The sequence below is a fragment of the Psychromonas sp. genome (assembly GCF_041586535.1).
Lineage (GTDB): Bacteria > Pseudomonadota > Gammaproteobacteria > Enterobacterales > Psychromonadaceae > Psychromonas.
This window is the reverse complement of record NZ_JBFGZY010000013.1, coordinates 1-17,544: the sequence shown is the minus strand read 5'-3', so window position 1 is coordinate 17,544 and position 17,544 is coordinate 1. Positions and strand designations below refer to the sequence as shown.

The 17,544-nt window shown below is 41.4% G+C and carries 6 protein-coding genes; 1 reads left to right on the top strand and 5 read right to left on the bottom strand.

Features of this window, described 5'->3' with window-relative positions; all coding sequences use genetic code 11:
- Window positions 1-131: 131 nt before the first annotated feature.
- Entirely contained in the window at window positions 132-713 is a 582-nt protein-coding gene (locus ABZA00_RS02745) for a nucleoside triphosphate pyrophosphatase (protein ID WP_372880615.1), read from the top strand.
- Between the two features lie 454 nt (window positions 714-1,167).
- On the opposite strand, the gene ABZA00_RS02740 is transcribed toward ABZA00_RS02745, so the two are convergent.
- From ABZA00_RS02740 to ABZA00_RS02720, 5 genes are all read right to left on the bottom strand, one after another.
- Window positions 1,168-10,470, bottom strand: a complete 9,303-nt coding sequence (locus tag ABZA00_RS02740; protein ID WP_372880614.1) for a tandem-95 repeat protein — start codon at window positions 10,468-10,470, stop codon at window positions 1,168-1,170.
- Window positions 10,471-10,482: 12 nt separating this feature from the next.
- Entirely contained in the window at window positions 10,483-11,259 is a 777-nt protein-coding gene (locus ABZA00_RS02735; RefSeq protein WP_372880613.1) for a hypothetical protein, read from the bottom strand.
- A gap of 143 nt (window positions 11,260-11,402) precedes the next feature.
- The gene (locus ABZA00_RS02730) at window positions 11,403-13,517 is read right to left on the bottom strand and encodes a type I secretion system permease/ATPase (RefSeq protein ID WP_372880612.1); all 2,115 of its coding nucleotides are present in this window, start codon (window positions 13,515-13,517) and stop codon (window positions 11,403-11,405) included.
- A 2-nt stretch (window positions 13,518-13,519) separates the two neighbouring features.
- Complete coding sequence (locus ABZA00_RS02725; RefSeq protein ID WP_372880611.1) at window positions 13,520-14,899, bottom strand: HlyD family type I secretion periplasmic adaptor subunit; 1,380 nt, start codon at window positions 14,897-14,899, stop codon at window positions 13,520-13,522.
- On the bottom strand, window positions 14,896-17,001 hold the full coding sequence (locus ABZA00_RS02720) for a peptidase domain-containing ABC transporter (protein ID WP_372880610.1): 2,106 nt from the start codon (window positions 16,999-17,001) through the stop codon (window positions 14,896-14,898). The genes ABZA00_RS02725 and ABZA00_RS02720 overlap by 4 nt, the downstream gene beginning before the upstream one ends.
- Window positions 17,002-17,544: the final 543 nt, after the last annotated feature.

Genomic DNA, 17,544 nt, shown 5'->3' with positions numbered 1-17,544 from the left:
TTTTTCTTAAATTTCTTCGCTTATAAAAGTAGCTATGGTCATCGGCAATAAAATAATTTTTAGTAAATTATCGCTTTATTATTTTTCAAACCATAAAATAAACTTATTATTCAATAACCACAGAGTTTATTATGCCTCAACAGCTTGTTTTAGCGTCCACCTCCCCTTTTAGAAAACAACTATTGGAAAAACTACATTTACAGTTTGTGACAGGTAAGCCCAACGTTGATGAAACACCGCTCGCTGGCGAAACAGCCGTTCAACTGGTTGAACGGCTGGCAATCGCTAAAGCACAAGCCCTCGCTCCTGCTTATGATAATGCGTTGCTAATAGGCTCTGATCAGGTCTGTGTTAATGACGGAAAAATTCTTGGTAAACCGGGTAATTTCGCCAATGCTTTTGAGCAGTTAAAAGCCGCCAGTGGTAAAAAAATAACTTTCTACACAGGTTTGGCATTAGTTAATAGTAAAACAGGGAATGTACAGTCTTTGGTTGAACCCTTTTCTGTACAATTTAGAGCGTTAAGCGATGCGATGATTGAGAATTACCTCAATAAAGAGCAGCCGTTTAATTGTGCCGGCAGTTTCAAAAGTGAAGGTTACGGTATTGCGCTGTTTGAAAGCCTTGAAGGCAAAGATCCGAACAGCTTAATCGGATTACCGTTAATCTCTTTAATAAAAATGCTCGAAGCGCAAGGCTTTGTGGTTATCTAACTCAAGTTTCGGGATTCAGATTTTGCTTGTTACTCTTTGCCACGCATGAATCTGGTGCATAACGCATAAGTGATGTACGCAACGGAGGCGGAGAAAGTATGTGCAGCCTGAATTTAGCAAGCAAGTAATGGGGCCTATTCAACGTATTAATCTCAGGAGCATTAAGTGATGTAGTAGAATTAAGTGGCGAGGATAAAACGACTATCATGGCAAAAATAAATCAAATAGTTATGAATTATTTTACTGAAGTCATGCAAATGGATAGCTTTACTTTACGCCAAGAGGCACTGGTAGAGGATAACTATCCATAACAACCTGTTTTGAATCGCTTTATAATCGAATTTGAGGAGCAATTAGCTCCCCATATCTAACTGGCATTTACACAGTTTGATTTACACTCTCATAAAAGTGCTGAAAATGAACCCCAAAACTTAAGTTATTAAAATAATAAAAACTAACTCAACTGCCAAGCAGCTACAATTACCGGTGCTATCTCATCTTTTACTTGCTGTGGTATATCCATATTACCGACTGCCGGGTTATCAAATCCTGACATAGCTGAAATCAACGCATCGACATTAGAGCTTAATAGCACCGCATCACTAACGTGAATTTCATCCACCTGATGCGCATCACTAACAAACCAGTTATCAACTGTAACTTGATCGACTGAACCCGATAAGTCGATAACCAGATCTTCACCGCTACGGGTGAACCACAAATCATCTTTAACAATGCCCGTTCCCAGTATTAACTGATCCGTTTCATCGGCAATGTTAGAGAAGTTATTAATCGTATCCTGACCATCACCGATGGAAAATTTATAGCGATCGTTACCCTTACCTCCAACTAGATAATCATTACCCCGGTTGCCTTTCAGTATGTCATTACCAACTCCTGCCTTGAGACGATCATTCCCAGCGTTACCAAATAATGCATCATCACCAGCACCACCAAACAACAGATCTTCACCTCCTCCCCCTTTAAGTTTGTCATCTCCAGATCCCCCCTTGAGAGTATCGTCGTCATTTCCTCCTGAAAGGTTATCATCACCAGAACCACCAATTAATAAATCAACACCTTTACCGCCATTCAGGATATCATTATTAGATCCGCCATAAAGCAGATCGTTACCACCACCACCTTGCAACGTGTCATTGCCACCATTGCTTCTCAGGGTATCGTTACCACCATAACCTTTGATTAAGTTAGCGTTATTATCCCCCAGCAGTGTGTTATCTAGACCATCACCTTCAAACACAGAATCTAACCCACCGTTATCATCCACGGTAAGTTTAAAGTTAGCATTCACCGACTTTTCTCCATCGTTAGCGACAACACTAAGATCATAAACACCTGCATCACCATCCGACGGTACACCAGAGAAAATTTTTCCATCAAATGTTAACCAATCCGGCAAAGGAGAACCATCACTCAGGAGCGCGGTGTATTTAAGTTGATCGCCATCTACATCACTAAAAGCATCATCTGGGATAACGAAATGCAACGGCGCATCTGCATCCAAACTTAGTTCAAAGAGCCCCACATTAACCACCGGCGCATCATTTACCGCCGAGACATTCAAAGTAACGCCTGCGATCACGGTCTCTATGCCATCACTGACACTGTAATTAAAGCTGGCGACCCCGCTGAAATCACTGTCTGGTGTAAAGGTAATAGTTTCAGCGACCATATCAATAGTGACATCACCATTAACGGCATCCGCCACTGAGACGATATTAAACAGATCCGCATCGATATCGCTGTCATTAGCGAGTAATGATGCAAATGTCATGACCAAAGGTTGATCTTCGACTGCAGCAAACAGATCCGGATTAACCACCGGCGCATCATTTACCGCCGAGACATTCAAAGTAACGCCTGCGATCACGGTATCTATGCCATCACTGACGCTGTAGTTAAAGCTCGCCACACCGTTGAAATCACTGTCGGGTGTAAAAGTAATGGTTTCAGCGACAAGATCGATAGTGACATCACCATTAACGGCATCCGCCACTGAGACGATATTAAACAGATCCGCATCGATATCGCTGTCATTAGCGAGTAATGATGCAAATGTCATGACCACAGGTTGATCTTCGACTGCAGCAAACAGATCCGGATTAACCACCGGCACATCATTTACCGCCGCGACATTTAAGGTAACACCTGCTGTCACCGTTTCAGTGCCATCACTGACGCTGTAGTTAAAGCTCGCCACACCGTTGAAATCACTGTCTGGTGTAAAGGTAATAGTTTCAGCGACAAGATCGATACTGACATCACCATTAACGGCATCCGCCACTGAGACAATATTAAACGTGTCTGCATCGATATCGCTGTCATTAACGAGTAATGATGCAAATGTCATTACCAAAGGTTGATCTTCGACTGCATCAAACAGATCCGGTGTAACCACAGGCGTATGATTTTCAGGGGTAACAGCAATAGCTACAAAGAATGGAATCGTTTTTTCACCATCGCTAAGCAGATAGTCAAAACTAGCCGTACCGTTGAAATCAGCATCTGGTGTAAATTCAACCTCACTGGTTAGTTGATTAATAGTAACCACACCATTCAGCGCATTACTTACCGAATCAATGGTTAAGTTTTCGCCAGTCGCATTGGCCAGTATTTCAGCAAAAGAAATAATTAATTTACCGTCTTCAACGATGCTCTTATTAATAATTTCCACGCCCGCTGCCTTAGCTGCGATAGTCGCAATATCCCACACAGTACCATCAGCAAATTCAATCGCATCAAGCATATAGCTACTGGCATAAAAGTGGTATATAGCGGTAATAACTTCACCCGTGCTTTCTACTGTCAGCATCAAGTTATCATGTGTATATAAATATGGGAATCCAGATCTACTGCCTTTACTCACAGTGACATCAGAAGCGAGCACACTGCTATCAAAGCGTAATACATCATAAGTAGCACCTGCACGATCAGAACCATCAAAATTATTTATCATGGTATCCCCATCCCCAGCACTGAACAGATAAATATCATTACCCTCATTACCTGAAAGGATATCACTTTTACCAAATAGATCGCTTCCAGTGCCACCACTTAAGATATCGTCACCGTTACCACCTTCTAAAACATCATTACCAGAACCACCTTGTAGTATATCGTTGCCGTAGCTACCATATATACTGTCATCACCCGCATCTCCAGAAAGTATATCGTTGCCATTTCCACCAGCTATGTAATCAATACCCTCACCACCTTGAAGTGAATCATTACCTGCATCTCCGGATAATCTATCGTCACCCGCATCACCGGAAATAATATCGTCACCTTCAGAACCAAATAGCCTATCGTTACCACCTAAACCATTAATCACATCATCGCTTGCATCGCCGTAAATGGTATCATCACCTTCAGTAGCTACCTGCTCTATATTAAACAGGACTGTATCCCATTTAGTTCCATCAGCAAACTCAACCGCATTAAGCGCATAACTGCTAGATTCAAAATGGGATAGCACGGTAATAACTTCACCCGTACTCGTCAAAGTCAGTAATAAATCATTTCCTGAGCGTAACCTGGTAACATCTGACGCAAGCACACTGTCATCAAAACGCAAAACATCATGACTATCTTCACCCAAGTTGTCATTATTCCATATATTGGTATTACCCTCACCGGCGCTAAACAGGTAAATATCATTACCATCCTCCCCTCTCAGAGAATCATCTCCACCACTGCCTCCGCTTAAGATGTCGTTACCAGAACCGCCGGATAAATAGTCACTACCCGCGCCACCTTGTATCGTATCGTTTCCATCTCCGCCTTGCAGGTAATCATCTCCGCCTAAACCATTAAGCAGGTCATCGCTTTCGTAACCTATAATGTAGTCATCGCCTTCGGTCGGTACTAGTGCTTGCATTTTTAACTTATCTTCATTCCACACGGTTCCATCTGCAAACTCAACCGCATTAAGCGCATGATTGCTACTGGAAAAGTGGTTCCGCACCGTAATAACTTTACCGGTACTTGCTAAAGTCAGTAGTAAATGATCTATTGAGCGTGTCGCAATGACATCAGATACAACGACACTGTCATCAAAATGCAAAACATCGTAATCTGTATCGTAACTAACATTTTCGATAGTGGTATCGCCCTCGCTGGTGCTAAACAGATAAATATCATTACCATCCCCCCCCACCAGAAAATCACCATCACCACTGCCTGCGCTCAAGATGTCATTACCATCATCACCGAATATCTCATCACTACCCGCCCCACCTTGCAGTGTATCGTCCCCATCTCCGCCTCTCAGGTAATCATCTCCACCTAAACCATTAAGCAGATCATCGCTTTCGTAACCTATGATGTAGTCATCGCCTTCGGTCGGGTCTAGCACTAACGTTTTAAGTTTATTTTCATCCCACACGGTTCCATCAGCAAACTCAACCGCATTAAGTGCATAACTGCTGTTGGTGAAGTGGTCGTCTACCGTAATAAACTCACCGGTACTCGCCAAGGTTAGTAATAAATAATCAAAATAGCGTATCGCCGTGACATCAGACACAACGACACTGTCATCAAAGCGCAAGACATCGTAACCTGTACTTGTGTCATTATTTAAGATAGTAGTATGCCCATCTCCAGCGCTAAATAGATAAATATCATTACCTTCATCACCACTAAGTGAATCATTGGAACCACTTCCTCCACTTAATATGTCGTCACCAGTGCCGCCCTCTAAATAGTCAGTGCCCGCGCCACCTTGAAGCGTATCGTTACCATTCCCGCCGTCCAGAGTATCGTTACCACCATGACCTTTAATTAAGTTATCGTTATTATCCCCCTGCAAACTGTTATCGAGGTCATCACCTTCAACAACCGAATCAAAATCACCCCCTGATGAATCGCCAGAAATGATGTCATTAATTGTTGAGGCCAAGATCATTGAGCCACCGCTAAATTGAACATAATTCAAAGCAAATTCAGTCGCTTTAAAGTGATCAACAACCACAACACTTTGTGAACTGCCTTCATCAATTTTAATTAACAGATCATCACCCTCTTGGCTAAACGTTAAACGATCTTCTGTTACCCCTTCACCAAACAAAATACTGTCAGAGCCACCAGCAGTTACATTTATAATGTCATGACCATCATTATCATCAATACCAATTAGATTAAAACCAAGACCGCCATTTATTTGGTCATTTCCAGCTCCACCACTGAGCAAATCATCGCCTGCACCACCATCAATAACATCATCGCCACCTTGTCCTTGGATAATGTCATCACCGGCGCCACCCGATAAGTTATCGTTGCCGTGATAGACACTATCAAGACTTGAACTATCACCCCATATTTGATCATTATCGGCCCCACCAGTAATAACATCATCAGCACCGCCTCCTACAATGTAGTCTTCCCCTGTGCCACCAGATAAGGTATCTTTTCCATGGTAGGCACCATCAACATTTGAACTATCGCCCCATATCTTGTCATTGTCGGCACCACCATCAATTACATCATCTCCACCGCCTCCGTAGATTTCGTCATTACCAGCGCCACCTAAGATGTTATCGTTACCGTGGTAGGCATCATCAATACTGGAACTATCGCCCCATATCTTGTCATTGTCGGCGCCACCATCAATAGTGTCATCAGCACCACCTCCTACAATGTAGTCATCACCCGTGCCACCAGATAAGTTATCGCTGCCGTGAGAGGCGCCATCTACACTTGAACTATCGCCCCAGATTTTGTCATTATCGGCATCGCCAGAAATAACATCTCCACCTTCACCACCTACAATGTAGTCTTCTCCTGTACCTCCCGATAAGTTATCGTTACCCGCATAGCCGCGCAAAGTGTCATCGCCACTACCTGTGATAATGGTATCGTCCGAGACACTACCTGATACAGAATCATTTCCAGCACCCGTAGTAATTTCTGTAAAACTTTCACTCAGATAGGATATTTGGTCTAAATCATTAATTGCTAGAGGAGAGCCATCTGAAAAAATAATATTAAAGGTTGATATAGATGCTAAAGAAAACCTTATACTTTCGCCATTGCTTATATGAATTACGCCATACGTCTCATATTTTCTATATGATGAAATATCTGACAAATTAAAATCAAGTGTTAAGGTATTATCCCCTTCAGTATCTTCTATATAGTCATTCCCGTCACCGAGCGAATAAATATAAGTATCATTACCAGCTTCACCGTACAGACTGTCATTATCTGTACCACCATTAATAATGTCATCGCCACTGCCAGCTATGATTTGGTCTTCACCGGCGCCACCAGAGAGAGTATCTTTGCCATGATAGGTACTATCAAGAGCAGTTCTATCTCCCCAAATCAGGTCATCACCGAAGCTACCGTTTATAACATCATCTCCACCACCGCCACGGATTTCATCATTACCAGCACCACCAGACAAGGTATCATTACCATGATATGCGCCACCAAGAGTATCTGCATCACCTAATATCAGGTCATTATCGGCACCGCCATCAATAATGTCATCACCACCGCCTCCGATAAGCTGATCATCACCAGCGCCTCCCAATATATTATCGTTGCCGTGGTATTTACCATCAAGTCTTGGATCATCCCCCCATATAATATCATTATCAGTGCCACCATCGATGACATCCTCTCCACCACCACCAATGAGTTGGTCATTACCTTCACCACCCAATAAAATATCGTTGCCGTGATATTCCCCTGCAAGTTCTATATTATCTCCTCGTATATCGTCATTTTCGGCACCACCATCAATAGTGTCATCGCCTCCGCCTCCAACAATATAATCTTCTCCGGTGCCTCCGGATAAAGTATCGTTGCCGTGGTATTCACCAGGAAGATTCGTCTCATCTCCCCAAATTCCATCATCGTCATTTCCACCATAAATAACATCATTACCAGCGTTTCCAGATAAGAGATCGTCTCCATCGCCACCGTATATAATGTCATCACCATGTAATGTAGCATCAAGCGAAATGTAATCTGGATTAATGACTCCATCGAAAATATAAATGTTATCTAACCAATTTCGATCTCCCATGATCCAATCCGAACCGACTCCACCATAAATCAGGTCATCACCTATTTCACCCAATATATGATCGTCACCAGCTCCACCATTTATTACATCATTATAATTAACCAAACCATCAGCGGCATTCATATAATCTCTATAGGCGGCGTACGTAGTGCCCTCTACATAAAATACTTGCCATCTACTATCACCGTATATAATATCGTTATCAGCCCCGCCTTCAATACTATCGGCGCCAGCACCCCCCCCTATTTCATCATCACCAGCACCACCCAATATAATATCGTCACCTTCATCTCCATTGATCATATCGTTTCCGTTGCCCCCATCGAGATAATCACGACTTGAAACATCTTCTGCAACATAGTTACTTCTAATTAGACCATTTTCATCATATATCCAAAGCTCGTTTCCAGCTAAAAAGTCCCCCCCTTCACCACCTAATAGCTTGTCATCTCCAAGATTACCTACTAAAAAATCAACTGCCCCACCTCCAGATAGGTAATCATCACCTCCATAACCGTGAAGTTGATCAGTAAAATCGCCACCTGTTAATTGATCTCCGAGGTTACCACCAGAGAAAAGATGCATTGTTCCTAAGTTCATTTCTTCTGCTAATGCTTGGTCGTAAATAATCGATTTATCATTAACAAAGGCCTGCTCTGCATCGGCATTGCGCTCTTCATATAAATTATCAAGGACTTGTTCATCACCATTGCTATCAATATAAGTACCATCACCAACGATATATTCATCGCCAGAATTGTTAGGGAGCTCTTCTGCTATAGCATCATTTAGAGTCAGTCCGAAGTTATTGGTAGTTTTGTCAAAGTCATCTATGGTCAGTGCCTCACCGCTGAGTAAGCTAATAACAAGAGTCCCCTCAGTTAACACATATCGGTTTTTATTTTCGTCTTCATAAATACTGAAATCATTCGCAACTTGGGTGATATTAGTAATTGGATCACCATTAATCATCAATTTGTTGTTACCGGCATAATCCATCACTAAGTCTTGGCCATCACCCGTGTTGAAATAATAGGTATCGTCACCTTTACCACCAAAAAGAAAATCAAGGTCTGCCCCACCATGAAGGTGGTCATTGCCTTTACCACCATAAAGGTAGTCTTGACCTGCTTCGCCATACAAAGTGTCGTGGTCGGCGTTGCCTTCGATTATGTCATCCCCCGCATTGCCATGAATGATGTCATTGCCGCCGGCACCGTATAGGTGATCATCTTTAGCACCACCATCAAGTAGTGTAGTATCAGCACCTTCAGTACCAGTACCAAATGTCGTCCTTGCTGCTGTATCATCAGATTGATAACCATCTGCATTGTAAGTAACAAGCGTCGTGTCTGTTTTTAAATCGCGATATAATCGATTTTCATCTGATTCAAACGCGTAATAATCGGGACTGTCATTGAGGTTGCGTTCTATGATGTATGCTAGTAGCTCTGCTCGATCATTGAGATAGTTTTCGGAGAAGTTTTCAGCATCTAGTTTCCCATTTTCATTATGGGTGTCGTATAAATTTTCATCACCAGTAATAGCAAAAGTACTCAGGGTGGTAAGCGCATAACGGTAGGCGTAGCCATCGGTTGTATCTAATTCAGCTGCGCTGACTAAACTAGCGACATCGACTATTTTCAATCCTGTAAATGAATTAATTGGTACTTGTAGCTCTAAGATAGCAGCTTGATACTCATATCTGTCATCTGTATTGTCATCAATAACAATCCCACCAGAATAAGTTGTACCAAACAGAGCTGATATTGTTTTAAGTGTACTTTCTAGGCTTCCCTCTAACTGGTTAGACGCAGCTTTAATGATCGAAACCATATCGGTATAAACAATAGAAGCATCGATGTTTGCAATTAACTCCTGCAGGAGCAATGCATCAGTAATTGAATTGATCGAATGAGAATCGTCAGGACCTTCATTCTCTGTTTCTGTATAGATAAAAGTTTCACCACTACTGCTGTAATTCGTACCGATTTCACTAACCACATCGCCACCAACAACATAGTTGGTGATGCGATTTTGTGTCGTACTTGATTGTAAATCAGATATGATTTGCGCATAATTATCGACAATATATTGAGCCGCATCGGATTTATCCCCTTCACCGAAGGTATTCTCCAGATCTTCTAAAAGTCTATTTAATGCACCGAGTGGAGTATCTATAACGCCGACACCATTCCACGTGTAAATTTCATTGATTAACTCTGGCTCCATGCCCATTAAAATGGTTGCTAAATGCCCCCCTAAAGAATGTCCAGTGACATCAAGCACTGCATTTTCAGGTAAATCTTCCTTAATTCTATCGATAAATAGTTTCATCGATACAACTTGGTCAAAAGCAACTCCCTCTGTATTTATTTGAGCGTCAGCAATAGCGTCAAGAAGTGAAGGCTCTGTCCCTCTAATAGCAATTACAAATTTATTAGTTCCATCTTCTTGTAACAAAATAGCTTGAAAATCAGAAAATGGGTCATTCATTGAGTCAACATATGTGTATTTTCCACCTAACTCTTCGGCCAACTCAGCAGAAAAATAACTTCGCTTAGTTCCATCCGATGAAGGTTCATCTACAGTTAAAGATTCGGTAGTAAATGATGAACCATTTACTACCGAATCTTTATAAACTGCATTTGCTAACAAAGCATAATCACTGACATTTTCTACATCATTGGTTGTTATATATGTCATAATAAAATCCTTTTACTTATAAAGTTCTGATAGTAATAAATATTTAGAATGTGAATTTCTGCCTGAACATGAAGTGGAGAAATCAAATAAGGAGCCATATTCAAACAATCTAAAGTATCTATGCACGTAAATTTTTTTCGAAAAAGCAAATTCCCTCCCACTGATTTTATCAACAAGTGATGCTTTTTCTTCTCTAAAAGAATAAAAAGGATTTTTGCTAATCGGAAAAGACTCGGTTTTATATTCAAGCTGAATAACATTATCTGTAGAGTCGTACTCAGAAATGCCAATACAGAAGTCTGAGAATTCAGCAAACTCTTTTTTAATCCCCACCTTCGATTTTGGCCATTGATTTTCAATATAGTTATCATAATCAACACATTCGGGTGAGTTAATCGGCATAGCGGTAAAAATATAACGCCCGGTTTTTTTAGTTAACTTACTGTGTGTAACATTTATTATTAAACTTTTTTCTGGGTGACTCAGTAAAGTCCTCCAAAGATCTCGGCTTTGCCCTGTATCCGTCTTGGAATTAAATTCAACCAATTGTTCGCCAATATCCGCAACAACCACGATCCCTTCATTATTGTCACAATATTCACTCAGCTGTTTGGCAATAATAGAATCTCTGATATACAAAAATAAAATCGGGCTAATTGCGGTCAATACTCCTAATAAAATAACAGCGTTTTTTATTGCCTTATTTGTAAATAGCCGGCTCAAAAATTTAAATAAACCGATAACAACAAAGACAAAAGCCGAATACATTCCAATAATTAACAACCACATAACATAATTCCTCCTAAAGTAAAGAATTGGTATTTGTTATTAACAGATGAGCATATTGGATCTCGATACTTAATTTTTTCATATTCTTTAAACATTTAATCTTTCCCTATTTATTATTAGTTAACTCAATTTAGCTAAAGTGGTTACCCCACCTGACTCGCCCATAACCTTGCGTATTTCTCTTTTCTCTCAAGCAAATCCTGATGACAACCCGACTCGCTTATCTGTCCGTTTTCTATCACAAAAATCCGATCGCAACGGCGGATGGTATTGAGACGATGGGCGATGCTAATCACCGTACGCCCCTTTGTAATTTCCGGTAAGCGGCTGATAATGGCAGCTTCTGAGTCGTAATCCAGGGCACTGGTGGCTTCATCTAAGATCAGTATTTTCGGGTTGGTTATTAAGGCGCGCGCTAGGGCTAAACGCTGTTTCTGCCCACCCGATAAACTGCCACCTCGCTCGCCAATTTGTGTGTTATAACCTTGCGCAAGCTGTTCAATAAATTGGTCTGCGCCTGAGAGTTTGGCAGCATTGATTACTTGCTCATCACTGGCTTGTGGGCAGCATTGGCGAATATTGTCAGAGACCGTGCCAGAAAAAAGATGACTCTCCTGTAAAACGATGCTCATACTTCTTCGCAGTTCAACAGGGTCTGCTATCGCTAAATCCAACCCATCGATAGTCACCTCTCCGGTATTAGGGCTGTAAAGGCGTTGCAGTAGTTTAGTGACGGTACTTTTACCCGAGCCAGAGCTTCCGGTAATACCGATAAACTCACCGGGCTGAATATCAAAACTAAGATTGCTTATTACCTCGGGCGCATCACTTTGATAACGAAAACGTACTCGCTTAAAGCTGATCGCCCCCTGTACCTCTGGATTCGAAGCGAGACCCTCTGCCCCCGCTTCGCTTGGTTCAGATAAAATATCGCCGATACGACTGAGTGAAATCAGTGTATGCTGAAAGTCTTGCCACACTTGCGCTAAACGTAAAATCGGTTGCGTTACTTGTCCGGCTAACATATTAAAGGCCACTAACTGTCCGGCCGTTAAGTCCCCCGTTAAGACTAATTTCACGCCCCACCAAAGTAATAATGCAGCGGTGATTTTTTGAATCAGGCTAATGCCCTGTTGCGCCAAAATGCTGGTACTACGTGCTTTAAACCCTGCTTTAAGTTGTATCGCTAAATTGGTTTGCCACTGTTTAATAAAAATTGGTTCAACGGCGCTGGTTTTAATCGTTTCAACCCCAGTTATCGCTTGATTCAAAAAGGCGCTATTATCTGCACTGCTTTCAAAATGGGTATTTACACGCGCGCGCAGTGTCGGTCCCACGGCAAGCCAAAACAGGAAATAAAGCAATAATGACCCCAACACTAGCCAGGTGAGTTTAGGTGCATAGGCAAATAAAACGGCGATAAAAACAAAGATAAACAGCAGGTCGAGCAACATGCTCAATGCAGAGCCTGATAGAAACTGCCTTATTTTATCCATCTCGCGCACTCGGGCGGTAATTTGCCCCGTTTGTCGTTGGTTAAAGAAAGACATGGGCAGGGAAAGTAGGTGACGATACAGGCGACTGTTAAGCTCTGCGGTTAATTTCCCCGCTAAATTAGAAAATAACCAACCACGCAGATAAGAAAAAATAGGTTCAAATAATGCCAGCGCCATCATGGCGATAGCCAGTACCTGTAGGCTAGATAAACTGCGGCTGACTAATACGTTATCGATGACATTTTCAAACAACAGGGGTGTTACCAAGGCCACGAGCTGAATAAACAGTGATACCAGTAAAACACTTTTGGCTTGTTTTATATGCTTCAGTAGTGAAGGGATAAACCATGAAAAACCAAATTCGAGCTGTTTTGTAGTCACCGCGTTTTCAGCCAATAAAATAATATGTTGCCCTGTGCGTTGGCTCCACTCTGTTTTAGTTAAGGTGATGGTTTCTTTACTAACAGGATGCTGCAGTGTGACTTTATCGCCTGCACTGGCAAGCATCACACAATAGTCACCGTTTATTTTAGTCAGTGCGGGCATGGGCAAATGCTCTAACCGGTCTAATTTAACGGTTTCAATACGTGTTTTAATGCCAACCCAAGCAGCGCAGCGACATAAATCTAATTCACTCGCTCTACCTTCTTTTAAACCCAATTTATGTTCTAAACTACGCGCAGACGCTGATTTATCAAAATGCTCAGCAGCCAGCACTAAAGCTAAGATTCCGTGGTCGGTGACCATTCTCTCAGTGGTCATGATTATCGCTCCCGCAGTGCTTCAGATTGGTATTGCTGCAACGGGCTAAGCAAATATTCAATCACACGACGATTACCGGTTTTAATCTCGGCGACCACACTCATTCCCGCACCGAGTGCAATTAAAGCATCGTCCACTAATATATCACTGCGCGCTAATTTTACTCGTGCGGGAAAGACCAAGCCTAATTGTTCATCTTCAACAGCATCTTGTGAGATATATAACACTTCACCATTAATAGTGCCGTATTTGGTAAACGGAAAGCTATCGACTTTGATTTCAACACCTTGCCCTGCCAGTACAAAACCGATATCTTTATTCAGTACCCTTACTTCAGCCTCAAGGTAGGCCTGTGCAGGCACCACGACCATTAATGCTTGCGCCGGCGTAACCACACCACCTAATGTGTGAATACTCAATTGCTGCACAATGCCATCTACTGGAGAGCGCAGTGTTTGGCGGCGTAAACGTTCCTGTGACTTAATTAATTCTTGCTGGATTTGCGTTAAATTAATTTCAAGCTGATTAAGCTCTTGGTAATACTCGCGTTTTTTTTGTGCTAACAAGCTGCCAATCTGCTCTTCGATACTGTTGTTTTGCGCGACCAAAATACTCAACTGTGCAGACAGCCCATTGATGGTGCGATTAATCTCAAGTAACTCTTTTTCTTGCTCTAATAACGCAACTCGCGATATCGCTTTTTTTTCTGCCAATTTTTGGTTCGCTTTAAGTCGCAACAGGATATTGTTTTTTAATTTTTGTAGTGAGGCGATATCTTTACTATTGGCCGTTTTTTGTGCAAGGTTAATTTTCTGTTCCGCTTTTAACTGCTCAAGCGCGGCATGTGTCTCAGCGACTTCGCTTTGTAGATGCGCTTTACTCTTTTGAATTTGCATTTGTGAGGCTGTTGCGGGCGCAATAAAATTAATTTCGGGCTCAGAAGTCAATAAAGCAGTCAGTCTTGCGTACTCTAATTGCGCATGCAACATTTGCTGTGATAAACGCTCGATTTCTGCATTTACATCCACCACATTAAACTCAATTAATACTTCCCCTTTTTTAACGCGTTGGCCATCTTTTACATTAATATGTGCAACTTCGCCCTGCTCTAACGGTTGAATGATTTTTGAATGACTCGACACCATTAATCGCCCTTGTGCACTGGCATGAATATCTAGTCGTCCCAAAATAGACCAAATTAATACCACTATTAAAAAAACCGTCAGAATTAATGCAGTCACCCTCGCTTTGGGAGCCGGTGGTTTCTCAATAACATCTAAATGCGCAGGTAAAAACTCATACTCATCACGTTGACGCTTTGGACTTTTGTCATCTTGTTTTTGATCGACTAAAGCTTTAAATATTGTTTTTAAATGTTTCACGTTTTAGATTCCTCACGCACTTCACTTTGCAGGTGCCATAAATTGGCATAGCGACCATCAGCGGTTAGTAGTTGTTGATGTGTTCCCTGTTCGACGATATGACCCGCATCTAGAAATAAAATGCGATCACATCGTTTCACCGTCGATAGTCGATGCGCGATTGTAATAACGGTCCGTTTAGCTGCAATATCCGCCATATTGTTCAACACAATTTGTTGTGTTTCATCATCTAAAGCGCTAGTCGCTTCATCAAAAATGATGATAGAAGGCGAACCTAATAATGCCCGAGCAATGGCGATACGTTGTTTTTGTCCGCCCGATAATGAGCTTCCTCCTTCTGCTAATATCGTGTCGTAACCCATTGATAGCTTTAAAATAAAATCATGTGCACCAGCAAGCTTTGCCGCTTCTACCACTTGCGCAAATGGGCATGCTGGGTATTTAATGGCGATATTCTCTCGAACACTGAGATTGAAAAGGTAGTTTTCTTGTAGAACAACACCAATCTGGCTACGCAAATATTGAGCAGAGAGTTGGTTAATCGGTATGCCGTCAATAAAAACGGTGCCCGATTCAGCTAAATAGAGTTTTTGAATTAAACGTGTAAAAGTACTTTTTCCTGAGCCAGAAGGCCCAACAATTCCAATATTTTCACCTGCTGAAATGTATAAAGAAATATTTTCTAATACTAACGATAAGTCGGGTTGGTAACGAAAGTTGACTTGAGAGAAGTTTAGTTGGCCATGGAGCTTAGCGGTTGGAACAAGGTCGCCGTCATTCACTTCAGTGGGTAGATTTAACACATCCCCTAGCTTATCAACCGCCACACGGGTTTGCACAAACTGTTGCCAAAGCTCGACTAACTTCGCCATTGGTTGGTTGATATGGCTCACCATCATATTAAAGGCAATTAACTGACCAATGGTCATTTCAAGGTTAATCACCATATTCGCGCCTAACCAAATAACCAATACGCCAGTGACCCGTTGCAACAGATTAACGCATTGATTAACGCCATTTTGTAAGGTTTGAGTGGAAAAGTTGGCGCTTACCACTTGCTCTGTTTGCTCTTCCCATCTACGTTGAAAAGAAGGCTCTATCGCCAAACTTTTTACTGTTTCACTGCCATGAATGGTTTCTGTCAAAAAAGCGGTATTTTGAGCGCCGCATTGGAACTGCTGCTCTATTCTTTTTTCAAGTGCGCTTGCCGTTGACCATGCTAGTAAAAAATATAGTGGCAACACGGCGAGTACAATTAATGTCAGTGTTGACGACAAATAATACATCACCGCAATAAACACAAAGGCAAAACTCACATCAACCAACAGTGTTAATGCCGCCCCCGTAAGCAAGGTTCTAATACTATCTAGTTCGTTGACACGAGAAACAATAACGCCGACTTGACGACTTTTAAAATATGCGAGAGGCAAACGGAAAAGATGGGTAAAAAGATTCAGACCAAGGCGGATATCAATACGATTGGTGGTATGTACAAACAGGTATTCACGCAAACCTTTGGTTACGAACTCGAAAACTCCAACCACCAATAAAACAATCACTAACACATCTAATGTTGATAGTGCGTTATGTACTAAGACTTTATCCATCACCACCTGGAAAAATAGCGGTAATATCAACGCAAGTAGCTGTAAAAATAGGGATAAGATTAATACTTCCCCCAGTAGTCCTTTGAACCGGACGAACTCAGGAATAAACCAGCTAACATCAAATCTAAGCTTGTTTTCTGGAACAATAATGACCCGATTTGACCAAAGTGCCTCAAGCTCATCAATACTGATGATTTCTGGTGCGCCTTTATCTACCTTTTGAATTAGAGCCTTTTCTGCATCCATTTTGGCCAACACAATGTGCTCACCATCAAGAGTCTCAAAAGTTAAAGGTAAGTTGTCAGCTTGCAACTTGTTCCATTTAATTTTCGATTGCTTAAGGCTCAACCCATATTGCTTTGAAAGTTGCTTTAGGTATTGAGTTAATTTTGTATAACTCACATCAAACTCAATCGGCACTAGTTTAATGCCATTAAGTTGTAACAAAATATCACAACACTTTAATGCACCGTGATCCACGCTCCCTGTGTTCAAAATAGATCCTTTCGCTTTTTTTATAGTTTTTAGTTATGTGCAAAAAATTATTGATTAGTCATTTTTACAAATTGTTCAGGCACACTTTCTGCCATATTTCTAATCTAAAAAACCACCAAAACTTCCATTAAATTTGTTATCTAACAGGCAGTTAAACCAACAAAGATTAATTTACTCAGCAATGTCACCACGCGACAAAAATGAGTCAATATAAAGTAAAGCACATATGACAATAAAATTACGCAGATAATCAAAAAAATAACAAATAAATGCCAAATATGTGCGATTTTACAGATAGTTTGATTGGAAATGATTGATATTAATTAATATCAATCATTTCCAATAAGGGTATTAGCAAGGGGAAAAAGGGAAAAAATTCAGGGAAACTATTGATTAAGAAGTTCTAGGGTCTGTTGATCTTTCGAGATTGTTTTTGCAGCAGTTTGTTGGTTCTTTATACAAGGCAGAGCCTGCGTAGTGTAGTTATTCTACATAAACAGGCGATAACGCAGTAGAAAGAGCCAACAAGCGCTGCCCGAAGGG